The following is a 25,927-nucleotide window of genomic DNA, read 5'->3' on the forward strand; positions in this document are numbered from 1 at the left end:
GAAAATCGCTCTTAACGATCGATTTCGCCAAACACGATGTCTTGCGTGCCGATGATCGTCACGGCGTCGGCGATCATGTGACCGCGCGCCATTTCGTCGAGCGCGGACAGATGCGCATAACCCGGCGCGCGAATCTTCAGGCGATACGGCTTGTTCGCGCCATCCGAGATCAGATAGATGCCGAACTCGCCCTTCGGATGTTCGACAGCGGCATACGCTTCGCCTTCGGGCACATGGAAGCCTTCCGTGAAGAGCTTGAAATGGTGAATCAGCTCTTCCATGTTCGACTTCATGCCGACGCGCGACGGCGGCGCAATCTTGTGATTGTCGATCATTACGGGGCCCGGATTCTTCCGCAACCATTCAATGCACTGTTTCGCGATTCGAGTTGATTGACGCATTTCTTCGACGCGTACCAGGTAGCGGTCGTAACAATCGCCGTTCACGCCAACTGGAATATCGAAGTCCAGCTTGTCATAGACTTCATACGGTTGCTTCTTGCGCAAATCCCACTCGATACCCGAACCGCGCAGCATGGCACCCGTCATGCCCAGTTGCAGAGCACGTTCCGGGCTGACCACGCCAATACCGACCAGACGTTGCTTCCAGATCCGGTTGTCGGTGAGCAGCGTTTCGTATTCGTCGACACAATGCGGGAAACGGGTAAAGAAGTCGTCGATAAAGTCGAGCAACGAACCCTGGCGGGTCTCGTTCATCCTCGACAAAGCCTTCGCATTGCGAATCTTCGATGCCTTGTACTGCGGCATGGCTTCCGGCAGATCACGGTACACGCCACCCGGACGGTAGTACGCCGCGTGCATCCGGGCGCCGGACACCGCTTCGTACACGTCCATCAGGTCTTCGCGTTCGCGGAACGCGTACAGAAACACGGCCATCGCGCCAACGTCGAGCGCGTGCGAGCCGATCCACATCAGGTGGTTCAGCACGCGTGTGATTTCGTCGAACAGCACGCGGATGTACTTTGCACGCACGGGCACGTCGATGCCCAGCAGCTTTTCGATCGCCATCACGTAGCCATGCTCGTTGACCATCATCGACACGTAGTCGAGACGGTCCATGTACGGCACGGACTGGATGAACGTCTTGGTTTCCGCGAGCTTTTCAGTGGCGCGGTGCAGAAGGCCGATGTGCGGGTCGGCGCGCTGGATCACTTCGCCGTCGAGTTCGAGCACGAGGCGCAGCACACCGTGCGCGGCCGGGTGCTGCGGGCCGAAGTTGAGCGTGTAGTTTTTGATCTCTGCCATGGCGTTCTCTTAGTGTTTCAGACCGCCATAGCGATCCTCGCGGATCACGCGCGGCGTGATTTCCCGCGGCTCGATCGTCACAGGCTGATAGACGACGCGCTTCTCTTCCGGGTCGTAACGCATTTCGACGTAGCCGGAAATCGGGAAATCCTTGCGGAACGGGTGACCGATGAAACCATAGTCGGTCAGGATACGGCGCAGGTCCGGGTGACCTTCGAAGACGATACCGTACAGGTCGAACGCTTCACGCTCGTACCAGTTGGCAGAACTCCAGATATCGACCACGGACGGGATCAGCGGCACATCGTCGTCCTGCGCGAACACGCGCACGCGCAGACGCCAGTTGTTCGTCACCGACAACAAATGCAGCACCGCCGCGAAACGCGGACCGTCGTACGCACCGTCGCCGTAGGTCTGGTAGTCGACGCCACACAGGTCGACCAGTTGCTCGAAGCGCAGCGACGAATCGTCGCGGAGACGCGTCGCTATATCTTGATATTCTTTGGCACTCACGACAATCGTGAGCTCGCCGATCGCTTCGGTGACGCTCAGCAGGCGGCCGCTAAAGGCCGCCTCGAGGTTCGCTTTCAGGGTCTCGAGTTTGCTTGCCATATTGTGGGGAGCTCTGGCCTTATTGACGTGCGATGGTGTTGGTACGGCGGATCTTCGCTTGTAGCTGGATCACGCCATAGACCAGCGCTTCCGCGGTCGGCGGACAACCCGGCACATAGACGTCGACCGGCACGATCCGGTCACAGCCACGCACCACCGAATACGAATAGTGGTAGTAGCCGCCGCCGTTCGCGCACGAGCCCATGGAGATCACCCAGCGCGGCTCGGCCATCTGATCGTAGACCTTGCGCAGAGCGGGCGCCATCTTGTTGCACAGCGTGCCGGCGACGATCATCACGTCCGACTGACGCGGACTCGGACGAAACACGACGCCGAAACGGTCGAGGTCATAACGGGCAGCACCCGCATGCATCATCTCGACCGCGCAACACGCAAGACCGAACGTCATCGGCCACAACGAGCCGGTGCGCGTCCAGTTGATCAGCTTGTCAGCCGTGGTGGTGACAAACCCTTCCTTCAAGACCCCTTCGATACTCATGTGCTTTCCACTCCAGACGGGGCGGCTAGCCTTGGCCGCCCACGCAAACCGGCGATTAATCCATCATTCCCAGTCAAGACCGCCCTTCTTCCAGATGTAGGCGAAGCCCAGCAGGAACTCGAGCAGGAAAATCATCATTGCCATGAAGCCGGGCCAGCCGATGTCGCGCAGGGCTACACCCCACGGAAACAGGAACGCGGTTTCAAGGTCGAAAATGATGAAGAGAATGGCGACGAGATAGTAGCGCACATCAAATTTCATGCGCGCATCTTCGAATGCTTCGAAGCCGCACTCGTATGGTGCGTTCTTCTCGGTATCGGGCCTGTTGGGACCGAGGATCTTGCCAATACTGACCAGTGCTACGCCTAAACCAGTGCCCACCAGGAGGAACAACAAGACGGGGTAATAGGCTGCGAGGTTCAAGACTGTCCTCAATCGGTTGGTTCTGAGTGCAGCTGGGGGAGACAAACACCCAGCACGAAATCACTTCGGCGTGCTTGACGTTGCAAGCTTAACGCAAACACCAAGCCAGAAGCGACAATGCCAGCCGAAGCGAAGCAAGCGGCTGGCATTAAGATAACATTGGTGCCGACGGCGAGACTCGAACTCGCACAGCTTTCGCCACTACCCCCTCAAGATAGCGTGTCTACCAATTTCACCACGTCGGCACTGTATGCAATCCGGGAAATAAACCAATAAAACCCGCGAATCGCTTCAAGACTTGAATTGTAACTGGTTTAAACAGTTTGTTCAACGCACCACAGGCACTTTTGCCGAAAATTTATTTCGGCACATCCTGGCCCGGAGCCGACGACGGAGCGGCCGGAAGAGCAGCCGACGAACCAGCCGGAGCAGCTGCTGACGACGCTGCAACCGGAGCGGTCGCTACCGCGCCAAGCAAGCCTGCAGAAGGCTTGGCGTGATACGAGCCGAGATACGTCAGCGCCAAAGTGCTGACAAAAAAGATCGCTGCGAGCACTGCCGTGGTACGCGACAGAAAGTTCGCCGAACCCGTCGCGCCGAACAGACTGCCCGACGCGCCGCTGCCGAATGCGGCACCCATATCGGCGCCCTTACCGTGCTGCAGCAACACGAGGCCAATGACCCCAAGCGCCGACATCAACTGAACGACGATAATCAATGTTTTCAAAACCAGCATCACACTCACCTGAGTCTTTATTTAATCGCGCGGCACAAGGTGCGCCGCACTCAATGGGTCTACTGCACCCGGGCAACCTGCTTATTGCGTGACGCTCACCGCGCCGGCCGCCTTGCAGATTGCCAGGAAATCCTGGTCCTTCAACGACGCGCCGCCAATCAGGCCACCGTCGATATCCGGCTGACGGAACAACTCTTCCGCATTGCCTGGCTTCACGCTACCGCCATACAACAGTGGTACATCAGCAGCCGTGGCACTTTTCGCTACGAGACGCGCACGCAGAAATGCATGAACGTCCTGTGCCTGCTGCGCTGTGGCGCTCTTGCCGCTACCGATCGCCCAGACGGGCTCGTACGCGACGACGATACGCGCCGCCTCTTGCGGCGACAACTTCGCCAGCACCGCATCCAGTTGCGTGCCGACCACCTGCTCGGTCTTGCCCGCATTGCGCTCTTCGAGCGTTTCGCCAACACAGACGATAGGGGTCAAACCGGCTTCGAGCACACGCTGTGCTTTGACAGCCACCAGCTCCGAACTTTCGCGATGATAGGCCCGACGCTCCGAGTGCCCGACGATCGCCAGCGACGCAGCGAAATCCACGGCCATCGGCGCAGCCACTTCACCAGTGTAGGCACCCTGCGTGAAGGCAGAAACGTCCTGCACGCCCCACACGACGCGGCTACCGTCCAGCAGCGCCTGCGCCTGGGCGAGATACAGGCCTGGCACGCACACGCCAACCCGCACGCTCTCCGGCAGTTCTCCGGCGCCTCGCGCGACAGCTTCGAGCAGAACCGCGTTCTCGGCGAGCCGCCCGTGCATCTTCCAGTTACCGACTACCAGCTTCGCTCGTTGTTTCGACATCGTCTCGTCTAGTCGTTTCGTCTTGCTGCGGCGGCGGACCCGGTTTGCACCTCGTTGGCCGCCCGTCGGAATCACGCGGCGCACGCAAAACACGCAATTTTACTGTGAGCAGGCGGATCGGGTCAAACTGCGCGCCCGCAAACCGCCCTTCTCACGCTCAGCCAACGGCCTCGGCCACCGCTCAGGCAGTCCAATCCAGCATGATCTTGCCGACATGCGTGCTGCTTTCCATCAACGCGTGTGCCTCGGCGGCCTGCGCGGCCGGAAACACCTTGTAGATCACGGGCTTGATGTGGCCGTCCTCGATGTGGGGCCACACCTTTTCCTTCAGCTGGGCCGCGATCTTCGCCTTGAACTCCACCGGACGCGGACGCAGCGTCGAACCGGTCACCGTCAAGCGGCGGCGCATGATCTCGGGCAAATTCAGCTCCGCTTTCGCGCCACCCAGCGTCGCGATCAACACGATCCGCCCGCCGTCGGCCAACGCCGTCAGTTCGCGCGGCACGTAACTGCCGGCAACCATGTCGAGGATCACATCCACGCCGCGGTCGTTCGTCAGCGACTTGAGGACTTCGACGAAATCCTCAGTTTTATAGTTGATGCCACGCTCGGCACCGAGCTGCTCGCAGGCGCGGCACTTGTCATCGGACCCCGCGGTGGCGAACACGCGAAAACCCAGCGCATGCGCGATCTGGATGGCCGTCACGCCAATGCCGCTCGAACCGCCCTGCACCAGCAACGTTTCGTTCGCTCCGCCCTCGCCCGCGCCCAGATGCCCGCGTTCGAACACATTGCTCCAAACGGTAAAGAAGGTTTCCGGCAGCGACGCCGCTTCGATATCCGAGAGCCCCTTGGGCGCCGGCAGACATTGAGCGAGCGGCGCGGCGGCATATTCGGCGTAACCACCGCCAGCCAGCAACGCACACACGCGATCGCCAATCTTCAGACCGAACGGGTTGTGCTTTTCGTCGAGCGTCCCGCCGACAATTTCGCCCGCCACTTCCAACCCCGGCAGGTCCGACGCCCCCGGCGGCGGCGCATAACCGCCCTTGCGCTGGAACACGTCTGGACGATTTACGCCCGAGGCCGCGACCTTGATCAGCACCTCACCCGCTTTCGGTTGCGGCGTAGGCCGCTCGGCGAGCTTCAAGACGTCCGGCGCGCCGAATTCGGTAATTTCGATCGCTTTCATCTGCGTCACCTCCAAGGTTTGGATTGGACTGCAAACCCGACCTTAGCCCAGTTTGCAATGCGATCCACCCTGCATGAAAAACGGCCGGCGCGCATTCACGCTGCCGGCCGTCCACTACCTTACTGCATTACTGCGGAGTCGGTTCGCCTTGCGGTGCACCCGACCCGACGTCGTTCAGCAACGCCTTGGCCGAAAGACGCACGCGGCCCTTCTCGTCCGTCTGGATGACCTTGACCTTCACCTGCTGACCGTCTTTCAGATAGTCGTTGATGTCCTTGATGCGCTCGTTGGCGATCTCGGAGATGTGCAGCAGACCATCCTTGCCCGGCAGGATGTTCACGATCGCGCCGAAATCGAGCAGCTTGAGCACGGTGCCTTCGTAGACCTGACCCACTTCGACTTCCAGCGTGATGTTCTCGATACGCTTCTTCGCTTCGGCCATGCCTTCGCTGCTGGTGCTGGCGATGGTGACGATGCCGTCGTCCGAAATATCGATCGTCGTGCCGGTTTCTTCGGTCAGCGCGCGGATCACCGAACCACCCTTGCCGATCACGTCGCGGATCTTTTCCGGATTGATCTTGATGGTGATCATGCGCGGTGCGAATTCCGACAGTTGCGTGTTGGCGCCCGACACAGCCGAGGTCATCTTGCCGAGGATATGCAGACGGCCTTCCTTCGCTTGCGCGAGGGCGACCTGCATGATTTCCTTGGTGATGCCCTGAATCTTGATGTCCATCTGCAGCGCGGTTACGCCGTTTTCGGTACCCGCCACCTTGAAGTCCATGTCGCCGAGGTGATCTTCGTCGCCGAGGATGTCGGAGAGGACAGCAAACTTGTTGTCTTCGAGGATCAGGCCCATAGCGATGCCGGCAACGTGCGCCTTCATCGGCACGCCGGCGTCCATCAGTGCGAGGCAGCCGCCGCACACCGAAGCCATCGACGACGAACCGTTCGATTCGGTGATTTCCGACACCACGCGAATCGAGTAGCCGAATTCGTCAGCGCTCGGCAGGCATGCAGCCAGCGCGCGCTTGGCCAGACGGCCGTGACCGATTTCACGGCGCTTCGGCGAACCGACGCGGCCCGTTTCGCCGGTCGCGAACGGAGGCATGTTGTAGTGGAGCATAAAGCGTTCGCGGTATTCGCCTTCGAGCGCGTCGATGTTCTGCTCGTCGCCCTTCGTGCCGAGCGTTGCCACCACGAGTGCCTGAGTTTCACCACGCGTGAACAGCGCCGAGCCGTGCGTACGCGGCAGCACGCCGGTGCGGATCTCGATCGGACGCACGGTACGCGTGTCGCGGCCGTCAATACGCGGCTCGCCGTTCAGGATCTGCGAGCGGACGATCTTCGCTTCGATGTCGAACAGCACGTTGCCGACCGTAGCCTTGTCGGCTGCAACCGTGCCGCTTGCTGCAGCGTCTTCTTCCAGCCTGGCCGACGTCGCTGCGTAAACTTCCTTCAGCTTGGTCGAACGCGCCTGCTTGTCGCGGATCTGATACGCGGCGAGCAGATCGGCTTGCGCCAGTTCCGCCACGCGAGCAATCAGCGGCTCGTTCTTCGCGGCCGGTTGCCAATCCCACTCCGGCTTGCCGCCTTCGCGGACCAGTTCATGGATCGCGTCGATCGCGATCTGCATTTGCTCATGGCCGAACACGACAGCGCCGAGCATCACTTCTTCGCTCAATTGCTGCGCTTCCGATTCCACCATCAGCACCGCGCGTTCCGTACCGGCGACCACCAGATCAAGCGCCGATTCCTTCATTTGCGGACGCGTCGGGTTCAACACGTATTCGTTGTTGATGTAGGCCACGCGTGCAGCACCGACCGGGCCGTTGAACGGCAGGCCAGACACAGCGAGCGCCGCCGACGCGCCGATCAGCGCGGGGATGTCAGCGGGGATTTCCGGGTTCAGCGACAGGACGTGGATCACGACCTGAACTTCGTTGTAGAAGCCTTCCGGGAACAGCGGGCGCAGCGGACGGTCGATCAGGCGCGAGATCAGCGTTTCGCCCTCCGAAGGACGGCCTTCACGACGGAAAAAGCCACCCGGGATCTTGCCGGCGGCGTAGGTCTTTTCGAGGTAATCGACGGTCAGGGGAAAGAAGTCCTGACCCGGCTTGGCGGTCTTGGCGCCGACTACGGTTGCGAGCACAACGGTATCTTCGACATCGACAATCACAGCACCGCTAGCCTGACGAGCGATTTCGCCCGTTTCGAGGCGAACATTATGTTGCCCCCACTTAAATTCTTTGACGATTTTATTGAACATAGTCATTTTTTCACTCCATCGTTATGCCGCGCGGACCAGAAGCGGCGCGGCAACGCAAGGACCGGCGCTACATGGGAAGAGGAGTGTTATTTATGCCATTCCAGAGAACCACGCCCTACGCGGAGTACGTGCGCGAACCGCTGGAATGACACAAAGCTCTACCCTGAAGCCCGGCTGTGTTGAGTGTTGCCCGCCGCATGAACCGTCACGCTACCGCGGACAACCACCGGTGCACCTCACATGAAGCGCACCGTTCAAAAACAAAATGCCTGTATCAGTGAAACTGACACAGGCATCTTGCTGAGAGCGCCTTACTGCGCGCCCAATTACTTACGCAGACCCAGCTTCTCGATCAGTGCGCGGTAACGGTCCGCGTCCTTACCCTTCAGGTAGTCGAGCAGCTTACGACGACGGCTCACCATGCGCAGCAGACCGCGGCGGCTGTGGTGATCTTTCGTGTGAGCCTTGAAGTGAACGGTCAGTTCGTTGATACGGGTGGTCAGCAGAGCGACCTGAACTTCGGGGGAGCCGGTGTCGTTAGCAGCGCGTGCAAATTGCGCAACGACTTCGGACTTCTTGCTTGTTTCAACTGCGGTCATATCAAATTTTCCTTGAGAACTAAACAGGCGGTCACGGAAGAAAGGCCGTGCCGTGGCTTACAACGAGGGGCGTATTGTAGCACAGCCTGTACAGGCCGCCAGCCCGGTCTTATGGGCGAAATTCTGGCCGCGAGCTTGCCGGATCCGGGCCTGATCCAGGCCAGTGGCGGACCGGTTGTGCGGGTGCCAGTTCAGGCACGCGCTCAGCGGTCTACCTATGGCCGCGTCATCCGGCAGGTGGTCGGTGGGACGGTGCGCTCGGGCGGCAGCGCCAGCACCGTGCGAAAGCCATAACCCGAACCCTCGTTGTCAAAGCGCACACCGGGCGTGCCGGCCTTGTCCATTTCCATCACGTAAAGGGGCTGGATCATTTGATGATCGTCGGCGCGCATCCACGACGGGTGGAAGCCGTTATCGAACTTCATCCCCTCCAGAGCCTTCGCGACCTTCTCAGGCTGTGCGCTGCCGGCTTTATTCATGGCCGCGGCGAGGATTTCGACCAGCAGTTCCATGCGTAACACCGGGTAGTCGTCCTGCGCGGCCGGGTAGCGGGCGCGGAAGGCCTTGTACCAGGCATCTGAGGCGTCACCGCCCGCGTTCGGGTGCCAGTCGGCCACCGCGATCACGCGCTTGACGCCAGCGTCGCCGAGCGCGGCCGGCGCACCGAGGCTGTTGCCGTAGAAGGTATAGAACTTGGTATCGAGACCCTGCTCGCGGGCCGCTTTGACGAGCAGCGTCAGATCGTTGCCCCAGTTACCCGTCACAACCGCATCGGCCCCGCTGGCGCGGATCTTGGAGATATACGGCGCAAAATCCTTCACGCGGCCAATCGGGTGAAATTCGTCGCCGACAATCGCAATATCCGGGCGTCTCGCCGCCAGCGATGAACGGGCGAGCGCGCTGACATCGTGGCCAAAACTGTAGTCCTGGTTCAGCAGGTAGACCTTCTTGACCGACGGGTCGCGCTGAATCACATCGGCGAGCGCATCCATGCGCATACCCGCGTGCGCGTCGAAACGGAAGTGCCAGAAACTGCAAGCCGCGTTGGTTAGCGCGGGATCGTCGGCGGAGTAGTTGAGAAACAGCTCACGGTTGTCGGGCTCGCGGCTGTTCTGCTTGTCGATCGCGCCGATCAGCGCCGCCGCCACCGCCGAACTGTTGCCCTGCAGAATATAGCCGATATGGCGGTCCGCGGCCGCGCGCAGCTGCAGCAGCGCCTCCTCGGGACTGCCCTCGCTGTCCAGCACGACGAGTTCGAGCGGATGCGCGCCGTCGGCCAGTTTGACGCCGCCATGCGCATTCACCGTTTCGACGCCGAAGCGCAGATTGCGCTCGACCGCGGCCCCGGCGTTCGCGAACGGACCGGACATCCCTTCGATCAGCGCGAGCTGGATCGGCGTGCCGCCCGGCGCCGGGCTCGACTGTGCCCCCGGCGCATTGGCAACCTGCGCGGCCGCCTGCGCCGCTGTCATCACTACCGCCGCCAGCGCCGCCGCTGCGACGCGCCCCCACTTCGCCGTCATGCGCAGCGCTCCTCTGAATCGTCCGAAGCGCGGATCATAGGGCGCACGGCGTGGAATAAGCAAGTGTGGCCGCTCGTTAACGGGATAACTGCAGGGATAACTGCAGTGCGGCTTCACCGCCTTGATACGTCGAGGAACTGCGGGCGTGTCAAAATATTGCGTATCGAGAATAAAAACCGCCATCCAATGCTATCGGAGGAATTCATGCTTACCCGCCTCACATCCGCGTTTGCCTCGACCATCGGGTCGGCACGGCAGCGGCACGGGCATCTGCGGCGCGCGGCGCTCGCCAGCCTCGGCGCGCTGCTGCTCGCGGGCTGCGTGCAGCCGTGGCAGCAATTCCAGCAGGGAGCGGACGAATCCACCATCGTCGCCAAGCTCGGCCCACCGCGCGAAGTCTACGATCTGCCCAACGGCGGCAAACGTCTGATGTGGCCCACCCAGCCGATGGGTGAAACCACCACCGCCGCGGATATCGACGGCTCCGGCAAGATTGTCAGCGTGCGCCAGGTCCTGCAGCCCAACGAGTTCTACAAGGCCGACATCGGCAAGTGGACCAAGAGCGACGTGCTGGTGAATTTCGGTCGTCCGGAAGAAACGTCGTACTACCCGTTGATGAAACGCGAGGTCTGGACCTATCGCTACCTGGAAGACAACGTCTGGTACATGATGTACAGCTTCTATTTCGACGATCAGGGCATCTTGAGGACCACGCAGAAATCGCCTGATCCGCTGCACGATCCGGATCGCCGCAGTTTCTTCTGAGCACGTGGCTCACCCAAAGGGGCCTAAAGCCTGAACCACAAGCCAGATGCAAAAAGGCCCTCGCCATTGTGCGGCGAGGGCTTTTTTGTGAGCCGTGGCGCAGGTCGCGCCGCCGGCCTTACACGCCTTCCGAACGCTGCGGATTGAGCTTGTCGACGTTCGAATACAGTTTGTTGAGCGCCGAGATATAGGCTTTCGCAGATGCCGCGACGATATCCGGATCAGTGCCCACGCCGTTCACGATACGTCCGCTCTTCGACAGTCGCACGGTCACTTCGCCTTGCGCCTGGGTACCGGTCGTAATCGCGTTCACCGAATACAGCAATAGCTCGGACCCGCTGCCGACTTCCGTTTCGATCGCATTGAGCGTGGCATCCACGGGGCCGTTGCCGCGCGCTTCGCCGGTCACTTCCTTGCCTTCGACGGTGAACACGATGCGCGCATGCGGCTGCTCACCCGTCTCCGAATGCTGCGACAGCGACAGGAACTGGTAGTGCTCTTTCTGCTGCGCCTCGGCCGATTCTTCGGTGACGATCGAGATAATGTCTTCGTCGAAAATCTCCGACTTGCGATCAGCGAGTTCCTTGAAACGCGCGAATGCCGTATTCAACTCGCCTTCGCTCTCCAGCGAAACGCCCAGTTCCTGCAGACGCTGCTTGAACGCATTGCGGCCCGAGAGCTTGCCGAGCACGATCTTGTTCGCGCTCCAGCCCACATCTTCGGCACGCATGATTTCGTAGGTGTCGCGCGCTTTCAGCACGCCGTCCTGGTGGATGCCCGACGCGTGCGCAAATGCATTCGCGCCGACCACGGCCTTGTTCGGCTGCACCACGAAACCGGTGATCTGCGACACCAGCTTCGAGGCCGGCACGATCTGTGTCGTGTCGATGCCGAGTTCGAGGCCGAAATAATCCTTGCGGGTCTTCACGGCCATCACGATTTCTTCGAGCGAGGTGTTGCCCGCGCGCTCGCCGAGACCGTTGATCGTGCATTCCACCTGACGCGCGCCGCCAATCTGAACACCCGCCAGCGAATTCGCCACGGCCATGCCGAGGTCGTTATGACAATGCACGGAGAACACCGCCTTGTCCGAATTCGGAATCCGTTCGCGCAGCGTCTTGACGAGCTGGCCGTACAGTTCCGGCACGCCATAACCCACCGTATCCGCGATATTGATCGTGGTAGCGCCTTCGGCAATCACCGCTTCCAGCACCCGGCACAGAAAATCCATGTCCGACCGGCTGCCGTCTTCCGGCGAGAATTCCACGTCATTGGTGAACTTGCGCGCAAAACGCACCGCCAGCTTCGCCTGCTCGAACACCTGGTCAGGCGTCATGCGCAGCTTCTTTTCCATATGCAGCGGCGACGTTGCAATGAACGTGTGGATGCGGAAGTGATCGGCGGGTTTCAGCGCATCGGCAGCGCGCTGAATATCCTTGTCGTTGGCGCGGGCGAGCGAGCAGACCGTGCTGTCCTTGATCATCGAAGCGATCGTCTGGATCGCATCGAAGTCGCCGTTCGAGCTGGCCGCAAAGCCGGCTTCGATGACGTCCACCTTCATGCGCTCCAACTGCTTGGCGATGCGGATTTTTTCTTCCTTCGTCATCGACGCACCGGGCGATTGCTCGCCATCGCGCAACGTCGTGTCGAAAATGATCAGTTTGTCTGCCATCTCGGGTCTCCTGGGAGGATTCGGTCAAATAGGGAGTCGGAAAACGAAATTCGGGTGTTTGCGCCACCGCAGGCGACGCCAAACAACGAACGAGGCAGACGGAGGGCGAAAACGATCAGCGCGGTAGACGCGCTAGCGCTAGCACGCATAGAAGCGCACCGGCTTGAAGAGACTGGAAGGAGAACTGTGGGGTAACCATCCGTAGACTATAGCGGCATTCGGAAAATCGTGCAATTGGCTCGGAACCTGATGCTGCGGCGGCGTCCGCGCCTGGCGGGGCGTCTGCCGCATAGCGTGTCCGCCAAAGAAAAACGGCAGCCGGAAGGCCACCGTTTCGATCGTAACAAGACGCAGAAAGCACCGCGCTGGACCGGGCGCGCAGGCTTGCAACCAAGCCGCGCTCACTTGGCACGTCAGCGCAAGTGTCGGAGTTCTGTCAGCGCTCGCGCTGCACCGAGCGAGCCGGATTGGCCCTGCCCCGCAACGCCTGGTAGCCCCAGAACACATAACCCGACAGGCCATACAGCACAAACAGTCCAAACAGCATCAGCGGCGGGTCGGACGACACCAGCACGAAGGCCATCACCACCAGCAGGATCACGCCGAACGGCACACGGTGCCGCACGTCGAGCGCCTTGCCGCTGTAGAACGGCGCGTTCGACACCATCGTCACGCCGGCATAGATGGTTAGCACGAAGGCGACCCACGGCAGCCAGACCAGCTTGACGGGCACGCGGTTATCGGTGGCGAGCCACACGAAACCCGCGATCAGCGCCGCCGCTGCCGGGCTCGGCATGCCCTGAAAGAAGCGTTTGTCGACCACACCGATGTTGGTGTTGAACCGCGCCAGACGCAGCGCTGCGCCCGAACAGTAGACGAACGCCGCGAGCCAGCCCCAGCGCCCCAGGTCCTTCAGCACCCATTCGTACATGACGAGCGCCGGCGCGACGCCGAACGACACCATGTCCGAGAGGCTATCGAACTGTTCGCCGAAGGCGCTTTGCGTATGCGTCATCCGTGCGACGCGGCCGTCCATGCCGTCGAGCACCATGGCGACGAAAATCGCAATCGCGGCCACTTCGAAGCGCACGTTCATGGCCTGCACGACTGCGAAGAAGCCGCAGAACAACGCCGCTGTAGTGAACGCATTAGGCAGCAGGTAAATGCCGCGCTTTCTCAGAAACTGCTGGCGCGCTGCGCGGCGGCTGTCGATCGGCACTGCGTCCTGCACCATCGGCTTGTTGCGGCGGAACGGCCGCGGCTGCGGTGCAGCCGTGTTACGGGGACGACGCTTGAATGCGGCCATCGGAAAAACCTCCCTTGTGCCGCTTTATAGTTCGAGTTCGGCAAGAATGGTCGACGATGCCGAAACCTTCTCGCCAATCGACACCCGCGGACGGCTGCCCACCGGCAGATACACGTCGACACGCGAGCCGAAGCGGATAAATCCGTAACGTTGACCGCGCGTGAGCGGCTCGCCGGAGCGCACATAGCAAAGAATACGGCGAGCGATGAGACCGGCGATCTGCACCGAGGTCACGGTATGGCCGCTGGCCGTTTCGATTACCAGCGCGTTGCGTTCGTTTTCGGTCGAAGCCTTGTCCACCGCGGCATTCAGGTACGCGCCCGGGAAATATTCGACCTTCGAAATCGCGCCGTCCACCGGGGAGCGTTGCGAGTGCACATTGAACACGTTCATGAACACGCTGATTTTCAGCGCTTCACGGTTCGCATACGGATCGTGCGTCGTTTCGACCGCCACGATGCGTCCGTCGGCCGGGCACAGCACGGCATTGGGTTGCGTGGGAATGGGACGCGCCGGATCGCGGAAGAACTGCACGACGAAGATGAGCAGCAGCCAGAACAGCCAGGCAAAGCCGAATCCCGCGAAGGCTTGGATCAACAACGCAACGACGGCCGCGATGGCAATAAATGGCCAGCCTTCGCGCGCGATGATCGGATGAGGGTAATTCATGGATTGGCTTCTGTATTTTTGTAAAACCGTAGGATAGCAAAAGCCGCCCAGGGTTCAGCACCCTTGGGCGGCTTTTTGCATGACCGGCGCCTTTCGTAAAAGCGCCGCGCCGGTCAGGAACGACAGCTAGCTTAGTTCTTCGACTGGTCGACCAGCTTGTTCGCCGCGATCCACGGCATCATCGAACGCAGCTTTGCACCGACCGTTTCGATCTGGTGTTCAGCCGTCAGACGGCGACGCGATTGCAGCGTCGGCGCGCCAGCCTTGTTTTCGATGATGAAGCTCTTGGCGTACTCGCCCGTCTGAATGTCGGTCAGCACCTGCTTCATGGCCTTCTTCGTTTCAGCCGTCACGATCTTCGGACCCGTCACGTACTCGCCGTATTCGGCGTTGTTCGAGATCGAGTAGTTCATGTTGGCGATGCCGCCTTCGTAGATCAGGTCGACGATCAGCTTCAGTTCGTGCAGGCATTCGAAGTACGCCATTTCCGGCGCGTAGCCCGCTTCCACCAGGGTTTCGAAGCCAGCCTTGATCAGGTCGACCGTACCGCCGCACAGAACCGCCTGTTCGCCGAACAGGTCGGTTTCGGTTTCTTCGCGGAAGTTCGTTTCGATGACGCCGGCACGGCCGCCGCCGTTCGCTGCTGCGTACGACAGCGCGATGTCACGTGCTGCGCCCGACTTGTTCTGCGCGACAGCGATCAGGTGGGGCACGCCGCCACCTTGCGAGTAGGTGCTGCGCACCGTGTGGCCCGGGGCCTTCGGCGCGATCATGATGACGTCCAGATCCGCACGCGGGATCACCTGACCGTAATGCACGTTAAAGCCGTGTGCGAAGGCCAGCGCTGCGCCTTCCTTGATGTTGGCGTGCACTTCCTTGGCATAGACTTCGGCGATCTGCTCGTCCGGCAGCAGCATCATGACGACGTCTGCGCCCTTCACGGCTTCCGCCACTTCCTTGACCTGCAGGCCGGCGTTCTCCGCCTTGCTCCACGATGCGCCGCCCTTGCGCAGACCGACCGTGATCTTCACGCCGCTTTCCTTCAGGTTCAGCGCGTGAGCATGGCCTTGCGAGCCGTAGCCGATGATGGTGACTTGCTTGCCCTTGATGAGGGAAAGGTCAGCGTCTTTGTCGTAGAAAACTTTCATGTCTGTTCCTTGGCTAAATTCAGTGAAATCGGTGAAGTTCAAATAGTGCGAATGTATTGCATGGCCGGGTGGGTGCAGGCACTGCCCGGCCTCGATCGATACAAGCCGGCGTCAAACCTTCAGAATGCGTTCGCCGCGACCGATCCCCGAGCTGCCCGTGCGGACCGTTTCGAGAATCGCGGTGGCGTCGAGCCCTTCAATGAAGGCATCGAGCTTGTTGCTCGCGCCTGTCAGTTCGATCGTATAGGTCTTTTCGGTGACGTCGATGATGCGGCCGCGGAAAATATCCGACATCCGCTTCATCTCTTCACGTTCCTTGCCGACCGCCCTTACCTTGATCAACATCAGCTCGCGCTCGATATGGGCGCCCTCGGTCAGGTCGACCACTTTCACCACCTCGATCAGGCGGTTCAAATGCTTCGTGATCTGTTCGATCACGTCATCCGAGCCAATGGAAACGATGGTCATGCGCGACAGCGAATGGTCTTCGGTCGGGGCCACCGTCAAGGTTTCAATGTTGTACCCGCGTGCGGAAAAGAGGCCGACCACGCGCGAGAGCGCGCCCGGTTCGTTTTCCAGCAGGACGGAAATAATATGTCTCATGATTTCGCTTCTTCCAGATGTTTTGTCGACGTATGCGAGCCGGTTCGCGCCGCTTCGTTCGCCCTCGCCTTTTGTGGAGGCGCGCAGAAAGAAGCCGGCGCTACAGAACCGTCGTTATAGATCTTCCGCCCCGAGCAGCATCTCAGTGATGCCCTTGCCGGCCTGAACCATCGGCCAGACGTTTTCGGTCGGATCGGTCTGGAAGTCGAGAAACACGGTGCGATCCTTCAGGCGCAGCGCTTCCTTCAGCGCTGGCTCGACATCCGCTGTCCTCTCAATCCGCATGCCGACATGGCCGTATGCTTCGGCGAGCTTCACGAAATCCGGCAGCGCATCCATGTACGAATGCGAATAGCGCTTGCTGTATTCGATCTGCTGCCACTGGCGCACCATGCCCAGATAGCGGTTGTTCAGCGAAATGATCTTGATCGGCGTTTCGTACTGCTTGCAGGTCGAGAGTTCCTGGATGCACATCTGGATCGAGCCTTCGCCCGTGATGCAGAGCACGTCGTCGTCCGGATGCGCCATCTTCACACCCATCGCAGCCGGCAGGCCGAAGCCCATCGTGCCGAGACCACCGGAATTGATCCAGCGGCGCGGCTTGTTGAAGCGATAAAACTGTGCCGCCCACATCTGGTGCTGGCCGACGTCCGAACACACGAAGGCATTGCCGTCGGTGAGTTCATACGCCTTTTCCACCACGTACTGCGGCTTGATGATGTCGCTCTTGCGATCGAACTTCAGGCAGTCTTTGGCGCGCCAGGCTTCGATGTCCTTCCACCAGGAGGCGAGCGCCGCGGTGTCCGGGCCATGCTCGGCCGTCTGCAACTGCTCGATCAGTTCCTTCAGCACTTCCTTGACGTCGCCCACGATCGGAATGTCGACCTTGACGCGCTTGGAGATAGAGGAAGGGTCGATGTCGATATGGATGATCTTGCGCGGCACCGACGAAAAATGCGCCGGGTCGCCGATCACACGGTCGTCGAAGCGCGCACCGATGGCGATCAGAACGTCGCAGTTCTGCATGGCCATGTTGGCTTCGTAGGTACCGTGCATGCCGAGCATGCCGAGGAATTTCCTGTCGCTCGCGCGATAGCCGCCCAGACCCATCAACGTGTTGGTGACAGGGTAGCCGAGCAGATCGGCGAACTGGTTCAGCTCACGCGACGCATCCGCCAGGATAATGCCGCCACCGGTGTAGATATACGGACGCTTCGCGCCGAGCAGCAAGGACACGGCCTTGCGAATCTGGCCCGAGTGGCCCTTCGTCACCGGGTTATACGAGCGCAGCGACACGCTCTTCAGCGGTTCGTACTGGCAAGGCGCTTTCGACACGTCTTTAGGAATGTCGATCAGCACCGGGCCAGGCCGGCCGGTACGGGCGATGTAGAACGCTTTCTTGACGACGGCGGCGAGATCGCGCACGTCCTTCACGAGGAAGTTGTGCTTCACGCACGGACGCGTGATGCCGACCGTATCGCACTCCTGGAACGCATCCTGGCCGATGGCGGCTGTAGGCACCTGACCGCTGATCACCACCAGAGGAATCGAATCCATGTAGGCGGTCGCGATGCCGGTCACCGCATTGGTGACGCCGGGGCCGGAGGTCACGAGACACACGCCGACCTTGCCCGTGGAACGCGAATACGCGTCTGCGGCATGGACAGCGGCTTGTTCGTGGCGCACGAGGATGTGCTGGAATTTGTCCTGCTTGTACAGCTCGTCGTAGATGTAGAGTACCGAGCCGCCAGGATAGCCCCAGACAAACTCGACGTCTTCGTCGGCCAATGCGCGCATGAGCACGGTGGCGCCAATCGAGGAGTCAGTTTCGCGATGGGGAGTCGTATCCGACGTGGAGAATTCCGCGCTGGGCATATTCATCACAATCACCTTTCGAATTTTCGGCAAAAAATTGATCGGGTGCTCTCTGCCGGGCTTGTGGCTCGGGTTCAAGCGGCGCGTCCACTTTGACAGGTGAGCTTCTTGGGCCACACCTCAAATGAGACAAGTCACTTATGTTGCGAACCGTCGAAGATATCTGCTGACGGCGAGATGGTCAAGAAAATATTTCCGCGCCATCCGTCCCAGGATGGTCAAAACAGGACAAAAGGCTGTCGCAGGCATCGATAGGGCTTCGTGTTTTTCCCCAGCGGGGCGAAAGTTTGTTAGCATCCGCCAGTTTTACGACAATTTCGATCGATTACGCGCACGCTCGCTGCGCCGACCCCCAACGGATGGCATCAGACAAGGAACTCGCCGATTTTCTGGCGGGCGTCGAAAGGCGCGCGTTCAAGCAGACGGTCTACGCCGTGCGGGACGACGACGCCTCGCTCGACATCGTGCAAGACGCGATGATCAAGCTCGCCGAAAAATACGGCGACCGACCAGCAGCTGAACTTCCGCTGCTGTTTCAGCGTATTCTGCAGAATGCGATGCACGACTTTTTTCGTCGGCAGAAAGTGCGCAATACTTGGGTCAGTCTGTTCTCGTCGCTCGGGAACTCCGAGGATGACGAATTCGACCCGCTGGAGACATTCGAAGCACAAGAGGGCTCCGTCGGCGCCGAGAGCAATGAACAGAAGCTCGAGCGCGAACAAGTCTTACAGTTGATTGACGACGAGATCCAAAAATTACCGGCACGTCAACGGGAGGCGTTTCTCATGCGTTATTGGGAAGATATGGATGTCGCCGAGACTGCTGCTGCGATGGGCTGCTCCGAGGGCAGTGTAAAAACACACTGTTCGCGAGCCACGCATACGCTGGCACAAGCGCTCAAGGCCAAAGGAATCACGCTATGAGCTCCTCTCTCGATACAAAAGAACTCGAATTCGCGCGGCAAGTACGCCGCGCGCTCGACGAAAACGCCGCCAGTATTTCCCCCGCCGCCGTTGACCGGCTCGCCGTGGCGCGCCGTGCCGCGCTCGCCCGCAAGAAGCCCGAGCCAGTGAGCGCGCCCGTGTTCGTGCCCGCCTTCGCCGGCGCTGCCGGTGCGCTGTCCGGCATGCCGCAGGCCGAAGCCCCGCACCGCCGCCGTTCGCCGCTGCGCCGCTTCGCGCTTGCCTGGCCGCTGGCGGCGCTCGTGGTCAGCCTCGTGGCGATCGCCTACTGGGAAGACCAGCAACGCACCGCTGAACTCGCCGATATTGACGCCGCAATGCTGAGTGACGATCTGCCGCTCAACGCATACCTCGATCACGGCTTCAACGCGTATCTGTCGCGCGCGCACTAAGCGGGAGACTCTTCGGGTGAGTTACAAGCGCGGCCTCGCCGTTGTTTTCGGGTGTGCCATTGCGGCCCTCGTGTCATTTGCCGCCACTTATCCGCGCTTCTACCCGAGCGCCTCGACTGTTGCGGCGCCGACGGCTGCTGGCGGTTCGCCCGCCAAGCCTGCTACCCCGGCATTGGGCGTTGAAATTCCGGGACTGGCCAGCAACAGCAGCCCGCTGTCATGGTCGCGTCTCTCCGATGCCGAGCACGTCGCCCTGGCGCCGTTTGCCGACGTGTGGGATACCTTCAGCGTCGAACGTAAGCGAAAATGGATCAAGATCGCCTCACGTTACTCGAAGTTGACGCCTGAACAACAAAAAGGCCTGCACGACCGTATGACCGAATGGGTCCGTCTGACACCGGACCAGCGCCGCGTCGCGCGGGAAAACTATCAGGTTTCGAAGGAACTGCCACGGGAAGCCCGCCAGAAAGCCTGGAAGGCGTATCAGCAGTTACCTGAAGAGCAGAAAGAGCGGCTCGCGGCGAGCGAGCGCAAGCGGCGGCCAACGGTCGTGAGCGCTCCGCCCACCGGCAAAAGTGAGCTAAAAGACATCGAACGCCTAGTCAACGGCCGCGAACGGGCCGCGAGCGGTGTCGTGGCCACGGCCAGCGCGTCGGCTACCGGCGGCGCACTGCCGGTAGCGCCTGCGCTACCGCCCTCCGGCAGCCTTGTCCCGCCGGCGCCCGCGCCGACTCCGGCGCCGATCATGCCACGCGAAACACCGTCGATTTACAACGGCGGCTCCTGAGCACGGCGCGCCCGATCCGGCCTCGGCTCCTGCCTTCCACATATGAACGTGCCCACCGCGCCCAACGTGTCCGATCCGCTTGCCACGCCCCTACCGCCCGCGGCTCCGTTACCGGCCACGCCGTCAGTGCGCCGCCGGCTCGCGACGATGCTCTATGAGGGTGTCATCCTGTTCGGTGTGGTGTTCATCGCCGGATATCTTTTCAGCACATTGACGCAGCAACGCAACGGCCTGACCCATCACAACATCATGGCCGCATGGATCGGTTTCGTGGTCGGTCTGTACTTTGTGTGGTTTTGGACCCACAGCGGACAAACCCTACCCATGAAAACCTGGCGGCTGCGCGTAGTCGCCGCCAACGGCTCGCCGCTGTCCGCGCCACGGGCCGTCCTGCGCTATCTGCTGGCCTGGCTGTGGTTTCTGCCCCCGCTTGCGCTGCATCCCCTGCTCGGCCTTTCGCTGCCGCATACGCTGATGATTGCTGCGGTCTGGTTCGTCTTATGGGCCGCCACCGGGCGCCTAGGCGCGAGCCGCCAGTTTCTGCACGACCGGCTCGCCGGAACACGCATCGTCGTTGCCGCCACGCCTTCCGCGTAATAAGAAGTTCTCGTGACTGTCACGGCACAGTCACACGCGGATGGCGCAATACGGGCACTGCAACTCGACGCGCGAGCCATGGACCCCAAAACGTCCGCGACTTCCTTGTTCCGCCAGACTGGCCCGAGCGTCGACCCCGTCGCTTTCCGGCCGGACTCTGCCTCCTTCGGTGCCGGCCTGCCGATCCCACTGCCACCGCTCTCCTCGGAACCGCAACCTGGCCATCAGGACGATGACCATGAGGAGCCGCACCGCTACCGCACGATCTGGCTGTCCGATATCCATCTGGGTTCGAGTGGTTGCCAGGCGTCGTATCTGCTCGACTTTCTGCGTCACAACGACTCGGAGTACCTGTACCTGGTCGGCGACATCATCGACGGCTGGCAGTTGAAAAAAGGCTGGTACTGGCCGCAGGCGCACAACGACGTCGTGCAGAAAATTCTCCGTAAAGCCCGTAAAGGCACCCAGGTCGTCTACATCCCCGGTAATCACGACGAAGCCGCGCGCCAGTTCTGCGACCTCGCGTTCGGCGACATCCACGTGCGCGGCGAAGCGTTTCACACCACGCTCGCCGGCAAGCGCCTGTGGATCGTGCATGGCGACCTGTTCGACGGCGTGATCCAGCATGCGAAGTGGCTCGCCTATCTCGGCGACACGCTCTACACGGTGATCCTCGTGCTGAACCGCTGGTTCAACCGGATCCGCAGCCGTCTCGGCTTCCAGTACTGGTCGCTGTCGCAGTACCTCAAGCATCAGGTGAAGAACGCGGTGAATTTCATCTCCTCGTTCGAACGTGTGATGACCGATGAAGCGCGTCGCCGCGGTTGCGACGGCGTGGTCTGCGGACACATCCACAAGGCGGAGATTCGCGATATCGACGGCGTGCTGTATTGCAACGACGGTGACTGGGTCGAAAGCCTGTCGGCGCTCGTCGAGACCTTCGAAGGTGAACTCAAGGTGATCTACTGGACCGTGATGCGTGCGCCGGAAGTGCGTCCGCAAAAGGCCCGCGCGACCGCCTAGTGGCCAATTAGCAGTCCCCCGCGTCATCACTTTTAACTTCTACTGGGCCAAAACCGATGAAGATCATGATCGTCACCGATGCATGGGAGCCGCAGGTCAACGGCGTGGTACGCACGCTGAAGAACACGACCCGCGAACTCACCGCGCTTGGCCACCGTGTCGACCTGTTGACGCCGCTCGAATTCAAGACGATCCCGTGTCCGACGTACCCTGAAATCCGCCTGTCGCTGTTCCCGAAGCGCAAGCTCCACGAACGCATTGACGGGTTCGCTCCGGACGCGTTGCACATCGCCACCGAAGGCCCGCTCGGCATGGCTGCGCGAGCTTACGCGATCAAGCATAAGCTGCCCTTCACGACGGCGTATCACACGCGCTTTCCGGAATACGTGCAGGCCCGCTTCGGCATTCCGCTCGCCGCAACCTACAAGTTCCTGCACTGGTTCCACAAGGCGTCGCTGGCCGTGATGGCGCCGACGCCGGTCGTCAAGACCGACCTCGAAAAATTCGGCTTCACGAACGTAGTGCTGTGGACGCGCGGCGTCGACCTGGACATCTTTCATCAGATGGATTCGAAGGTGCTGAATACGGCACGGCCGATCTTTCTGTACGTCGGCCGCGTAGCCGTCGAGAAGAACGTCGAAGCGTTTCTCAAGCTGGATCTGCCGGGTTCGAAGTGGGTGGCCGGCGAAGGCCCGGCGCTCGCCGAACTGAAGTCGCGCTATCCGACGGTGAACTACCTGGGCGTGCTGACCCAGGCGGAACTCGCCAAGGTGTACGCCGCGGCTGACGTGTTCGTGTTCCCGAGCCGCACCGATACGTTCGGCCTCGTGCTGCTCGAAGCGCTCGCCTGCGGCACGCCGGTCGCCGCTTACCCGGTCACCGGACCGATCGACGTGCTGGGCGACGGCGGCGCCGGCGCGATGAACGAAGATCTGCGCGAGGCCTGCCTCGAAGCGCTGAAAATCGACCGCAATCATGCTCGCGCATGGGCCGAGCGCTTTTCGTGGACCGCCGCTTCCGAGCAGTTCGCCGCGCATCTGAAGCCGCTGCCGCGGCCTACGTTCAGCGAGGAGAGCGCGGCCGCGTGACGCGCTCCGCCAAGCCGCCCATGCGAGCAAGACCCTCCAGCGCCCGTCGTGCACCGCACGACACGCTGCACTCCGTCGAAACGGATCGGACCGGTATCGATCCGTTCGACGACGTCCACGAAGCGAGCGCGCCGCAAACGACGGACGGCGCATCGCTGCGCCGCGGGCCTGGCCCTTCGCTGCAACCGAATTCACATTCTGCAAACGACGCGCAGACCCGCGGCCACGCACGGCAATCCGATGCCGCGACAGGCGCTGCTCACGACGCGCACGCTGAAGCCCATGAACCGCTAGGTCCGGACGATCCCCTCGCGCCATTGCCGTTCAACCCGTACAAAGGCAATCGCGGCGTGACGCGTGCATGGCACGCGATGAAAAACTCGCTGGCCGGCTTTCAGGTCGCAATCCGCGAAGAAAGCGCGTTCCGTCAGGAACTGACGCTGGCAGCCATCCTCGTGCCCTGCGGCGTGATCGTCCCCGTCGATCCGGTGAGCCGCGTGTTGCTGCTCGGCTCGGTGCTGCTGGTGCTGATCGTCGAACTGCTGAATTCGAGCGTCGAGGCCGCTATTGACCGTATCTCGCTCGAACGGCACGAGTTGTCGCGGCGCGCCAAGGATCTCGGCAGCGCGGCCGTGATGGTGGCGCTCGGTATGTGTCTGATGACGTGGGTGCTGATTGTTGGCCCATTATTGGTGCATTGGATCGGCGCGTGGCTCTAGCCTCGCGCTGCGCATGCGACCACGGCGTGAAAACCCTGACTTTGGCTTGGGTATCAGAACGGTCGGTTTATAATCGTTCGATAGTCTCGAAATATACCAACCGCGTCAGGGTTAGCAGGCAGCAGCGGCACAGCGCTGCGCGGCCAGCCCGGCGCTACCAGGGCCGGACGACATGGAAGCAAAACCTCCCCGCCGCACCCGCGAACGGATTCTCGAACTGTCGTTGAAGCTATTCAACGAAATCGGCGAGCCGAACGTCACCACGACGACGATCGCCGAGGAAATGGAAATCAGTCCGGGCAATCTGTACTACCACTTCCGCAACAAAGACGACATCATCAACAGCATCTTCAGCCAGTTCGAGCAGGAGATCGAAAAGCGTCTGCGCTTTCCGGACGATCACCGCGCGACGATCGACGAGATGTGGTCCTATCTGCAGTACATGGTCGATTTCACATGGCGCTATCGCTTCCTGTATCGCGACCTGAACGATCTGCTGGCGCGCAACCGCACGCTCGAGACGCACTTCAAGCAGATCATCAGCCATAAGGTGCGCTTTGCCAGCCAGTTCTGCGATCAACTCGTCGCAGACGGCGAAATGGTGGCGACGCCGGATGAACTAAACGTGATCGCCACCAACGTCGGCGTAATCGGCACTTATTGGCTGTCGTACCAGTTCGTGATGAACCCGCGCAAATACAACGAGCAGGAAGCGATTCGCGCTGAATTGCATCAGGTCAGCGTGCAGATCGTTTCGCTGATGGCGCCGTATCTGCGTGGCCGCTCGCGGCAACTGTTCGACGATCTGATTTCGGGCAAACTGCCCAAGCGCGAGTTCTACGACTACCTGCCGCAAAAAGAAGGCGCCACGCCGCGCAACGAACCGAAGGACGTTTGAATATGAAGGCGGTATGTGTGTACTGCGGCTCTTCTAACGGAGCCAAACCGCTCTACGCCGAGGCCGCTCGCAGCTTCGGCCGGGCTCTGGTCGCTGCGGACCTGGCGCTCGTCTATGGCGGTGGCAAGGTCGGCCTGATGGGCACGATTGCCGACGCGGTGATGGAGGCCGGCGGCCGCGCCATCGGCGTGATTCCAGAGCTGCTCGTCAACAAGGAAGTCGGCCACAACGGGCTGACCGAATTGCACGTCGTGCCCGACATGCACCAGCGCAAGAAGATGATGGCGGACCTGTCGGATGCGTTCGTTGCGATGCCCGGCGGCGTGGGGACGCTCGAAGAACTGTTCGAAGCCTATACGTGGGCGCAACTCGGCTATCACCAGAAGCCGGTGGCACTGCTCAACATAGACGGCTACTACGATCCGCTGATCGCGATGCTCGAGCATACGGTGCAGGAAGGCTTCATGCGCCAGACCTATCACGACATCCTGCAGGTCGATTCAGACCCGGTGGCGTTGATCGCCAGGCTGCGCGGTTATCAGTCGCCGCCGAAAGACAAATGGGCCGAAAACCGCGACGCAGTTTGAGCGCCGCTCGCCGCTCGCCGCTCGCCGCTTACCGCTTACCGCTTACCGCTTACAGGGGCAGTCATTCATGACGAAGGTCGTTCTGATCACGGGCGCAAGCCGCGGCATCGGCCGCGCGACAGCGCGTTTGCTGGGCGCACGCGGCTGGTCGGTCGGTGTGAACTACGCTAGCAACGAAAACGCCGCGCAGGAAACCGCGGCGGAGGTCGTGCGGGCTGGCGGCCATGCCCGCGTGATCAAAGGCGACGTGGCAAGCGAAGCAGACGTGATTGGAATGTTCGATGCGGTCGTTGAGGCATTTGGCCGGATCGATGCACTGGTGAACAACGCGGGCATCGTCGCGCCCGGCATGCCGCTGGCCGATATGGATGTGGCACGCCTGCAGCGCATGTTCGACGTCAACGTTCTCGGTGCTTATCTATGCGCCCGGGAAGCTGCCCGCCGGATGTCGAAAGACCGCGGCGGCGAAGGTGGTGTGATCGTCAATCTCTCTTCGGCCGCCGCGCGTCTCGGAGCGCCGAACGAGTACGTCGATTACGCGGGCTCAAAAGGCGCCATCGATACGATGACGATTGGCCTCTCCAAGGAACTCGGCCCGCAAGGGATACGCGTGAACGCGGTGCGGCCTGGTCTGATCGATACCGAGATCCATGCCAGCGGTGGGCGTCCGGACCGCGCCGCGGTGCTTGGCTCGCAGACGCCGCTGGGTCGTCCCGGCAGCGCAGATGAAGTCGCGGAAGGCATCGTCTGGCTGCTGAGCGATGCGGCTTCGTATGTAACCGGCGCAGTGCTTGATATAGCCGGCGGACGCTGATTTTTCGTTCGCCTGCCGCGCTCGATAACCTGGGCACAGCACG

The 25,927-nt window shown here is 61.2% G+C and carries 27 protein-coding genes and 1 tRNA gene; 11 read left to right on the forward strand and 17 right to left on the reverse strand.

Annotation, left to right across the window (positions count from 1 at the left end):
• Positions 1-11: 11 nt before the first annotated feature.
• The 11 genes from P3T24_RS26920 to P3T24_RS26970 all read right to left on the reverse strand — a co-directional run bounded on the left by P3T24_RS26920 (position 12) and on the right by P3T24_RS26970 (position 9,979).
• Positions 12-1,265 (reverse strand): NADH-quinone oxidoreductase subunit D, encoded by a 1,254-nt coding sequence (locus tag P3T24_RS26920; RefSeq protein WP_144155787.1) that lies wholly within the window; start codon positions 1,263-1,265, stop codon positions 12-14.
• 9 nt (positions 1,266-1,274) lie between these two features.
• Positions 1,275-1,877: an NADH-quinone oxidoreductase subunit C gene (locus P3T24_RS26925; RefSeq protein ID WP_429286218.1), complete on the reverse strand. Its 603-nt coding sequence runs from the start codon at positions 1,875-1,877 to the stop codon at positions 1,275-1,277.
• Between the two features lie 19 nt (positions 1,878-1,896).
• Complete coding sequence (locus P3T24_RS26930; protein ID WP_006052903.1) at positions 1,897-2,376, reverse strand: NuoB/complex I 20 kDa subunit family protein; 480 nt, start codon at positions 2,374-2,376, stop codon at positions 1,897-1,899.
• A gap of 63 nt (positions 2,377-2,439) precedes the next feature.
• A complete protein-coding gene (locus P3T24_RS26935; protein ID WP_074265311.1) occupies positions 2,440-2,799 on the reverse strand; it encodes an NADH-quinone oxidoreductase subunit A in 360 nt (119 codons plus the stop codon).
• A 160-nt stretch (positions 2,800-2,959) separates the two neighbouring features.
• Positions 2,960-3,044: transfer RNA gene (locus P3T24_RS26940), tRNA-Leu, on the reverse strand.
• A gap of 113 nt (positions 3,045-3,157) precedes the next feature.
• Positions 3,158-3,535, reverse strand: a complete 378-nt coding sequence (gene secG / locus P3T24_RS26945) for a preprotein translocase subunit SecG (RefSeq protein WP_074265312.1) — start codon at positions 3,533-3,535, stop codon at positions 3,158-3,160.
• An 81-nt stretch (positions 3,536-3,616) separates the two neighbouring features.
• Positions 3,617-4,396 (reverse strand): triose-phosphate isomerase, encoded by a 780-nt coding sequence (gene tpiA / locus P3T24_RS26950; RefSeq protein WP_429439455.1) that lies wholly within the window; start codon positions 4,394-4,396, stop codon positions 3,617-3,619.
• Between the two features lie 181 nt (positions 4,397-4,577).
• Positions 4,578-5,588 (reverse strand): NAD(P)H-quinone oxidoreductase, encoded by a 1,011-nt coding sequence (locus P3T24_RS26955; RefSeq protein WP_429286219.1) that lies wholly within the window; start codon positions 5,586-5,588, stop codon positions 4,578-4,580.
• A 127-nt stretch (positions 5,589-5,715) separates the two neighbouring features.
• Positions 5,716-7,863 (reverse strand): polyribonucleotide nucleotidyltransferase, encoded by a 2,148-nt coding sequence (gene pnp / locus P3T24_RS26960; protein WP_429439458.1) that lies wholly within the window; start codon positions 7,861-7,863, stop codon positions 5,716-5,718.
• Between the two features lie 320 nt (positions 7,864-8,183).
• Positions 8,184-8,456, reverse strand: a complete 273-nt coding sequence (gene rpsO, locus P3T24_RS26965; protein ID WP_074265315.1) for a 30S ribosomal protein S15 — start codon at positions 8,454-8,456, stop codon at positions 8,184-8,186.
• Positions 8,457-8,671: 215 nt separating this feature from the next.
• On the reverse strand, positions 8,672-9,979 hold the full coding sequence (locus tag P3T24_RS26970) for a branched-chain amino acid ABC transporter substrate-binding protein (RefSeq protein ID WP_429439460.1): 1,308 nt from the start codon (positions 9,977-9,979) through the stop codon (positions 8,672-8,674).
• A gap of 204 nt (positions 9,980-10,183) precedes the next feature.
• Here P3T24_RS26970 and P3T24_RS26975 point away from each other — a divergent pair, with 204 nt between their 5' ends.
• Positions 10,184-10,744, forward strand: coding sequence for a hypothetical protein (locus P3T24_RS26975; RefSeq protein ID WP_174567516.1), 561 nt, complete (start codon positions 10,184-10,186; stop codon positions 10,742-10,744).
• A gap of 118 nt (positions 10,745-10,862) precedes the next feature.
• Here P3T24_RS26975 and P3T24_RS26980 read toward each other — a convergent pair whose 3' ends face one another.
• The 6 genes from P3T24_RS26980 to P3T24_RS27005 all read right to left on the reverse strand — a co-directional run bounded on the left by P3T24_RS26980 (position 10,863) and on the right by P3T24_RS27005 (position 18,023).
• Entirely contained in the window at positions 10,863-12,416 is a 1,554-nt protein-coding gene (locus P3T24_RS26980; protein ID WP_074265317.1) for a 2-isopropylmalate synthase, read from the reverse strand.
• 436 nt (positions 12,417-12,852) lie between these two features.
• Complete coding sequence (gene pssA / locus P3T24_RS26985; RefSeq protein ID WP_074265318.1) at positions 12,853-13,722, reverse strand: CDP-diacylglycerol--serine O-phosphatidyltransferase; 870 nt, start codon at positions 13,720-13,722, stop codon at positions 12,853-12,855.
• Between the two features lie 24 nt (positions 13,723-13,746).
• On the reverse strand, positions 13,747-14,391 hold the full coding sequence (locus P3T24_RS26990; protein WP_074265319.1) for a phosphatidylserine decarboxylase: 645 nt from the start codon (positions 14,389-14,391) through the stop codon (positions 13,747-13,749).
• A gap of 131 nt (positions 14,392-14,522) precedes the next feature.
• Positions 14,523-15,539: a ketol-acid reductoisomerase gene (gene ilvC, locus P3T24_RS26995; RefSeq protein WP_074265320.1), complete on the reverse strand. Its 1,017-nt coding sequence runs from the start codon at positions 15,537-15,539 to the stop codon at positions 14,523-14,525.
• A 111-nt stretch (positions 15,540-15,650) separates the two neighbouring features.
• A complete protein-coding gene (gene ilvN, locus P3T24_RS27000) occupies positions 15,651-16,142 on the reverse strand; it encodes an acetolactate synthase small subunit (protein WP_074265321.1) in 492 nt (163 codons plus the stop codon).
• 114 nt (positions 16,143-16,256) lie between these two features.
• Positions 16,257-18,023, reverse strand: a complete 1,767-nt coding sequence (locus P3T24_RS27005) for an acetolactate synthase 3 catalytic subunit (RefSeq protein WP_074265322.1) — start codon at positions 18,021-18,023, stop codon at positions 16,257-16,259.
• A 353-nt stretch (positions 18,024-18,376) separates the two neighbouring features.
• On the opposite strand from P3T24_RS27005, the gene P3T24_RS27010 reads away from it, so the two are divergent.
• The 10 genes from P3T24_RS27010 (at position 18,377) to P3T24_RS27055 (ending at position 25,884) form a co-directional block, all read left to right on the forward strand.
• Entirely contained in the window at positions 18,377-18,940 is a 564-nt protein-coding gene (locus P3T24_RS27010) for an RNA polymerase sigma factor (protein ID WP_074265323.1), read from the forward strand.
• Positions 18,937-19,371, forward strand: a complete 435-nt coding sequence (locus P3T24_RS27015) for a DUF3619 family protein (protein WP_074265324.1) — start codon at positions 18,937-18,939, stop codon at positions 19,369-19,371. The genes P3T24_RS27010 and P3T24_RS27015 overlap by 4 nt, the downstream gene beginning before the upstream one ends.
• 16 nt (positions 19,372-19,387) lie before the next feature.
• The gene (locus P3T24_RS27020; protein ID WP_429408862.1) at positions 19,388-20,158 is read left to right on the forward strand and encodes a DUF3106 domain-containing protein; all 771 of its coding nucleotides are present in this window, start codon (positions 19,388-19,390) and stop codon (positions 20,156-20,158) included.
• A 66-nt stretch (positions 20,159-20,224) separates the two neighbouring features.
• Positions 20,225-20,755, forward strand: coding sequence for an RDD family protein (locus tag P3T24_RS27025; protein WP_429439782.1), 531 nt, complete (start codon positions 20,225-20,227; stop codon positions 20,753-20,755).
• Positions 20,756-20,833: 78 nt separating this feature from the next.
• Positions 20,834-21,778 (forward strand): UDP-2,3-diacylglucosamine diphosphatase, encoded by a 945-nt coding sequence (locus tag P3T24_RS27030; RefSeq protein ID WP_074265326.1) that lies wholly within the window; start codon positions 20,834-20,836, stop codon positions 21,776-21,778.
• A 56-nt stretch (positions 21,779-21,834) separates the two neighbouring features.
• Positions 21,835-22,866 (forward strand): glycosyltransferase family 4 protein, encoded by a 1,032-nt coding sequence (locus P3T24_RS27035; protein ID WP_074265327.1) that lies wholly within the window; start codon positions 21,835-21,837, stop codon positions 22,864-22,866.
• Positions 22,867-22,886: 20 nt separating this feature from the next.
• On the forward strand, positions 22,887-23,585 hold the full coding sequence (locus P3T24_RS27040; protein ID WP_429439463.1) for a diacylglycerol kinase: 699 nt from the start codon (positions 22,887-22,889) through the stop codon (positions 23,583-23,585).
• Between the two features lie 172 nt (positions 23,586-23,757).
• Positions 23,758-24,483, forward strand: coding sequence for a TetR/AcrR family transcriptional regulator (locus tag P3T24_RS27045; protein ID WP_074265328.1), 726 nt, complete (start codon positions 23,758-23,760; stop codon positions 24,481-24,483).
• 2 nt (positions 24,484-24,485) lie between these two features.
• Positions 24,486-25,070 carry a TIGR00730 family Rossman fold protein gene (locus tag P3T24_RS27050; protein ID WP_429408822.1) on the forward strand — a complete coding sequence of 195 codons (585 nt, stop codon included), beginning with the start codon at positions 24,486-24,488 and terminating at the stop codon, positions 25,068-25,070.
• A gap of 67 nt (positions 25,071-25,137) precedes the next feature.
• Positions 25,138-25,884, forward strand: a complete 747-nt coding sequence (locus P3T24_RS27055) for an SDR family oxidoreductase (RefSeq protein WP_429439466.1) — start codon at positions 25,138-25,140, stop codon at positions 25,882-25,884.
• Positions 25,885-25,927: the final 43 nt, after the last annotated feature.

The organism is Paraburkholderia sp. GAS33 (genome assembly GCF_050436645.1).
Lineage (GTDB): Bacteria > Pseudomonadota > Gammaproteobacteria > Burkholderiales > Burkholderiaceae > Paraburkholderia > Paraburkholderia phenazinium_B.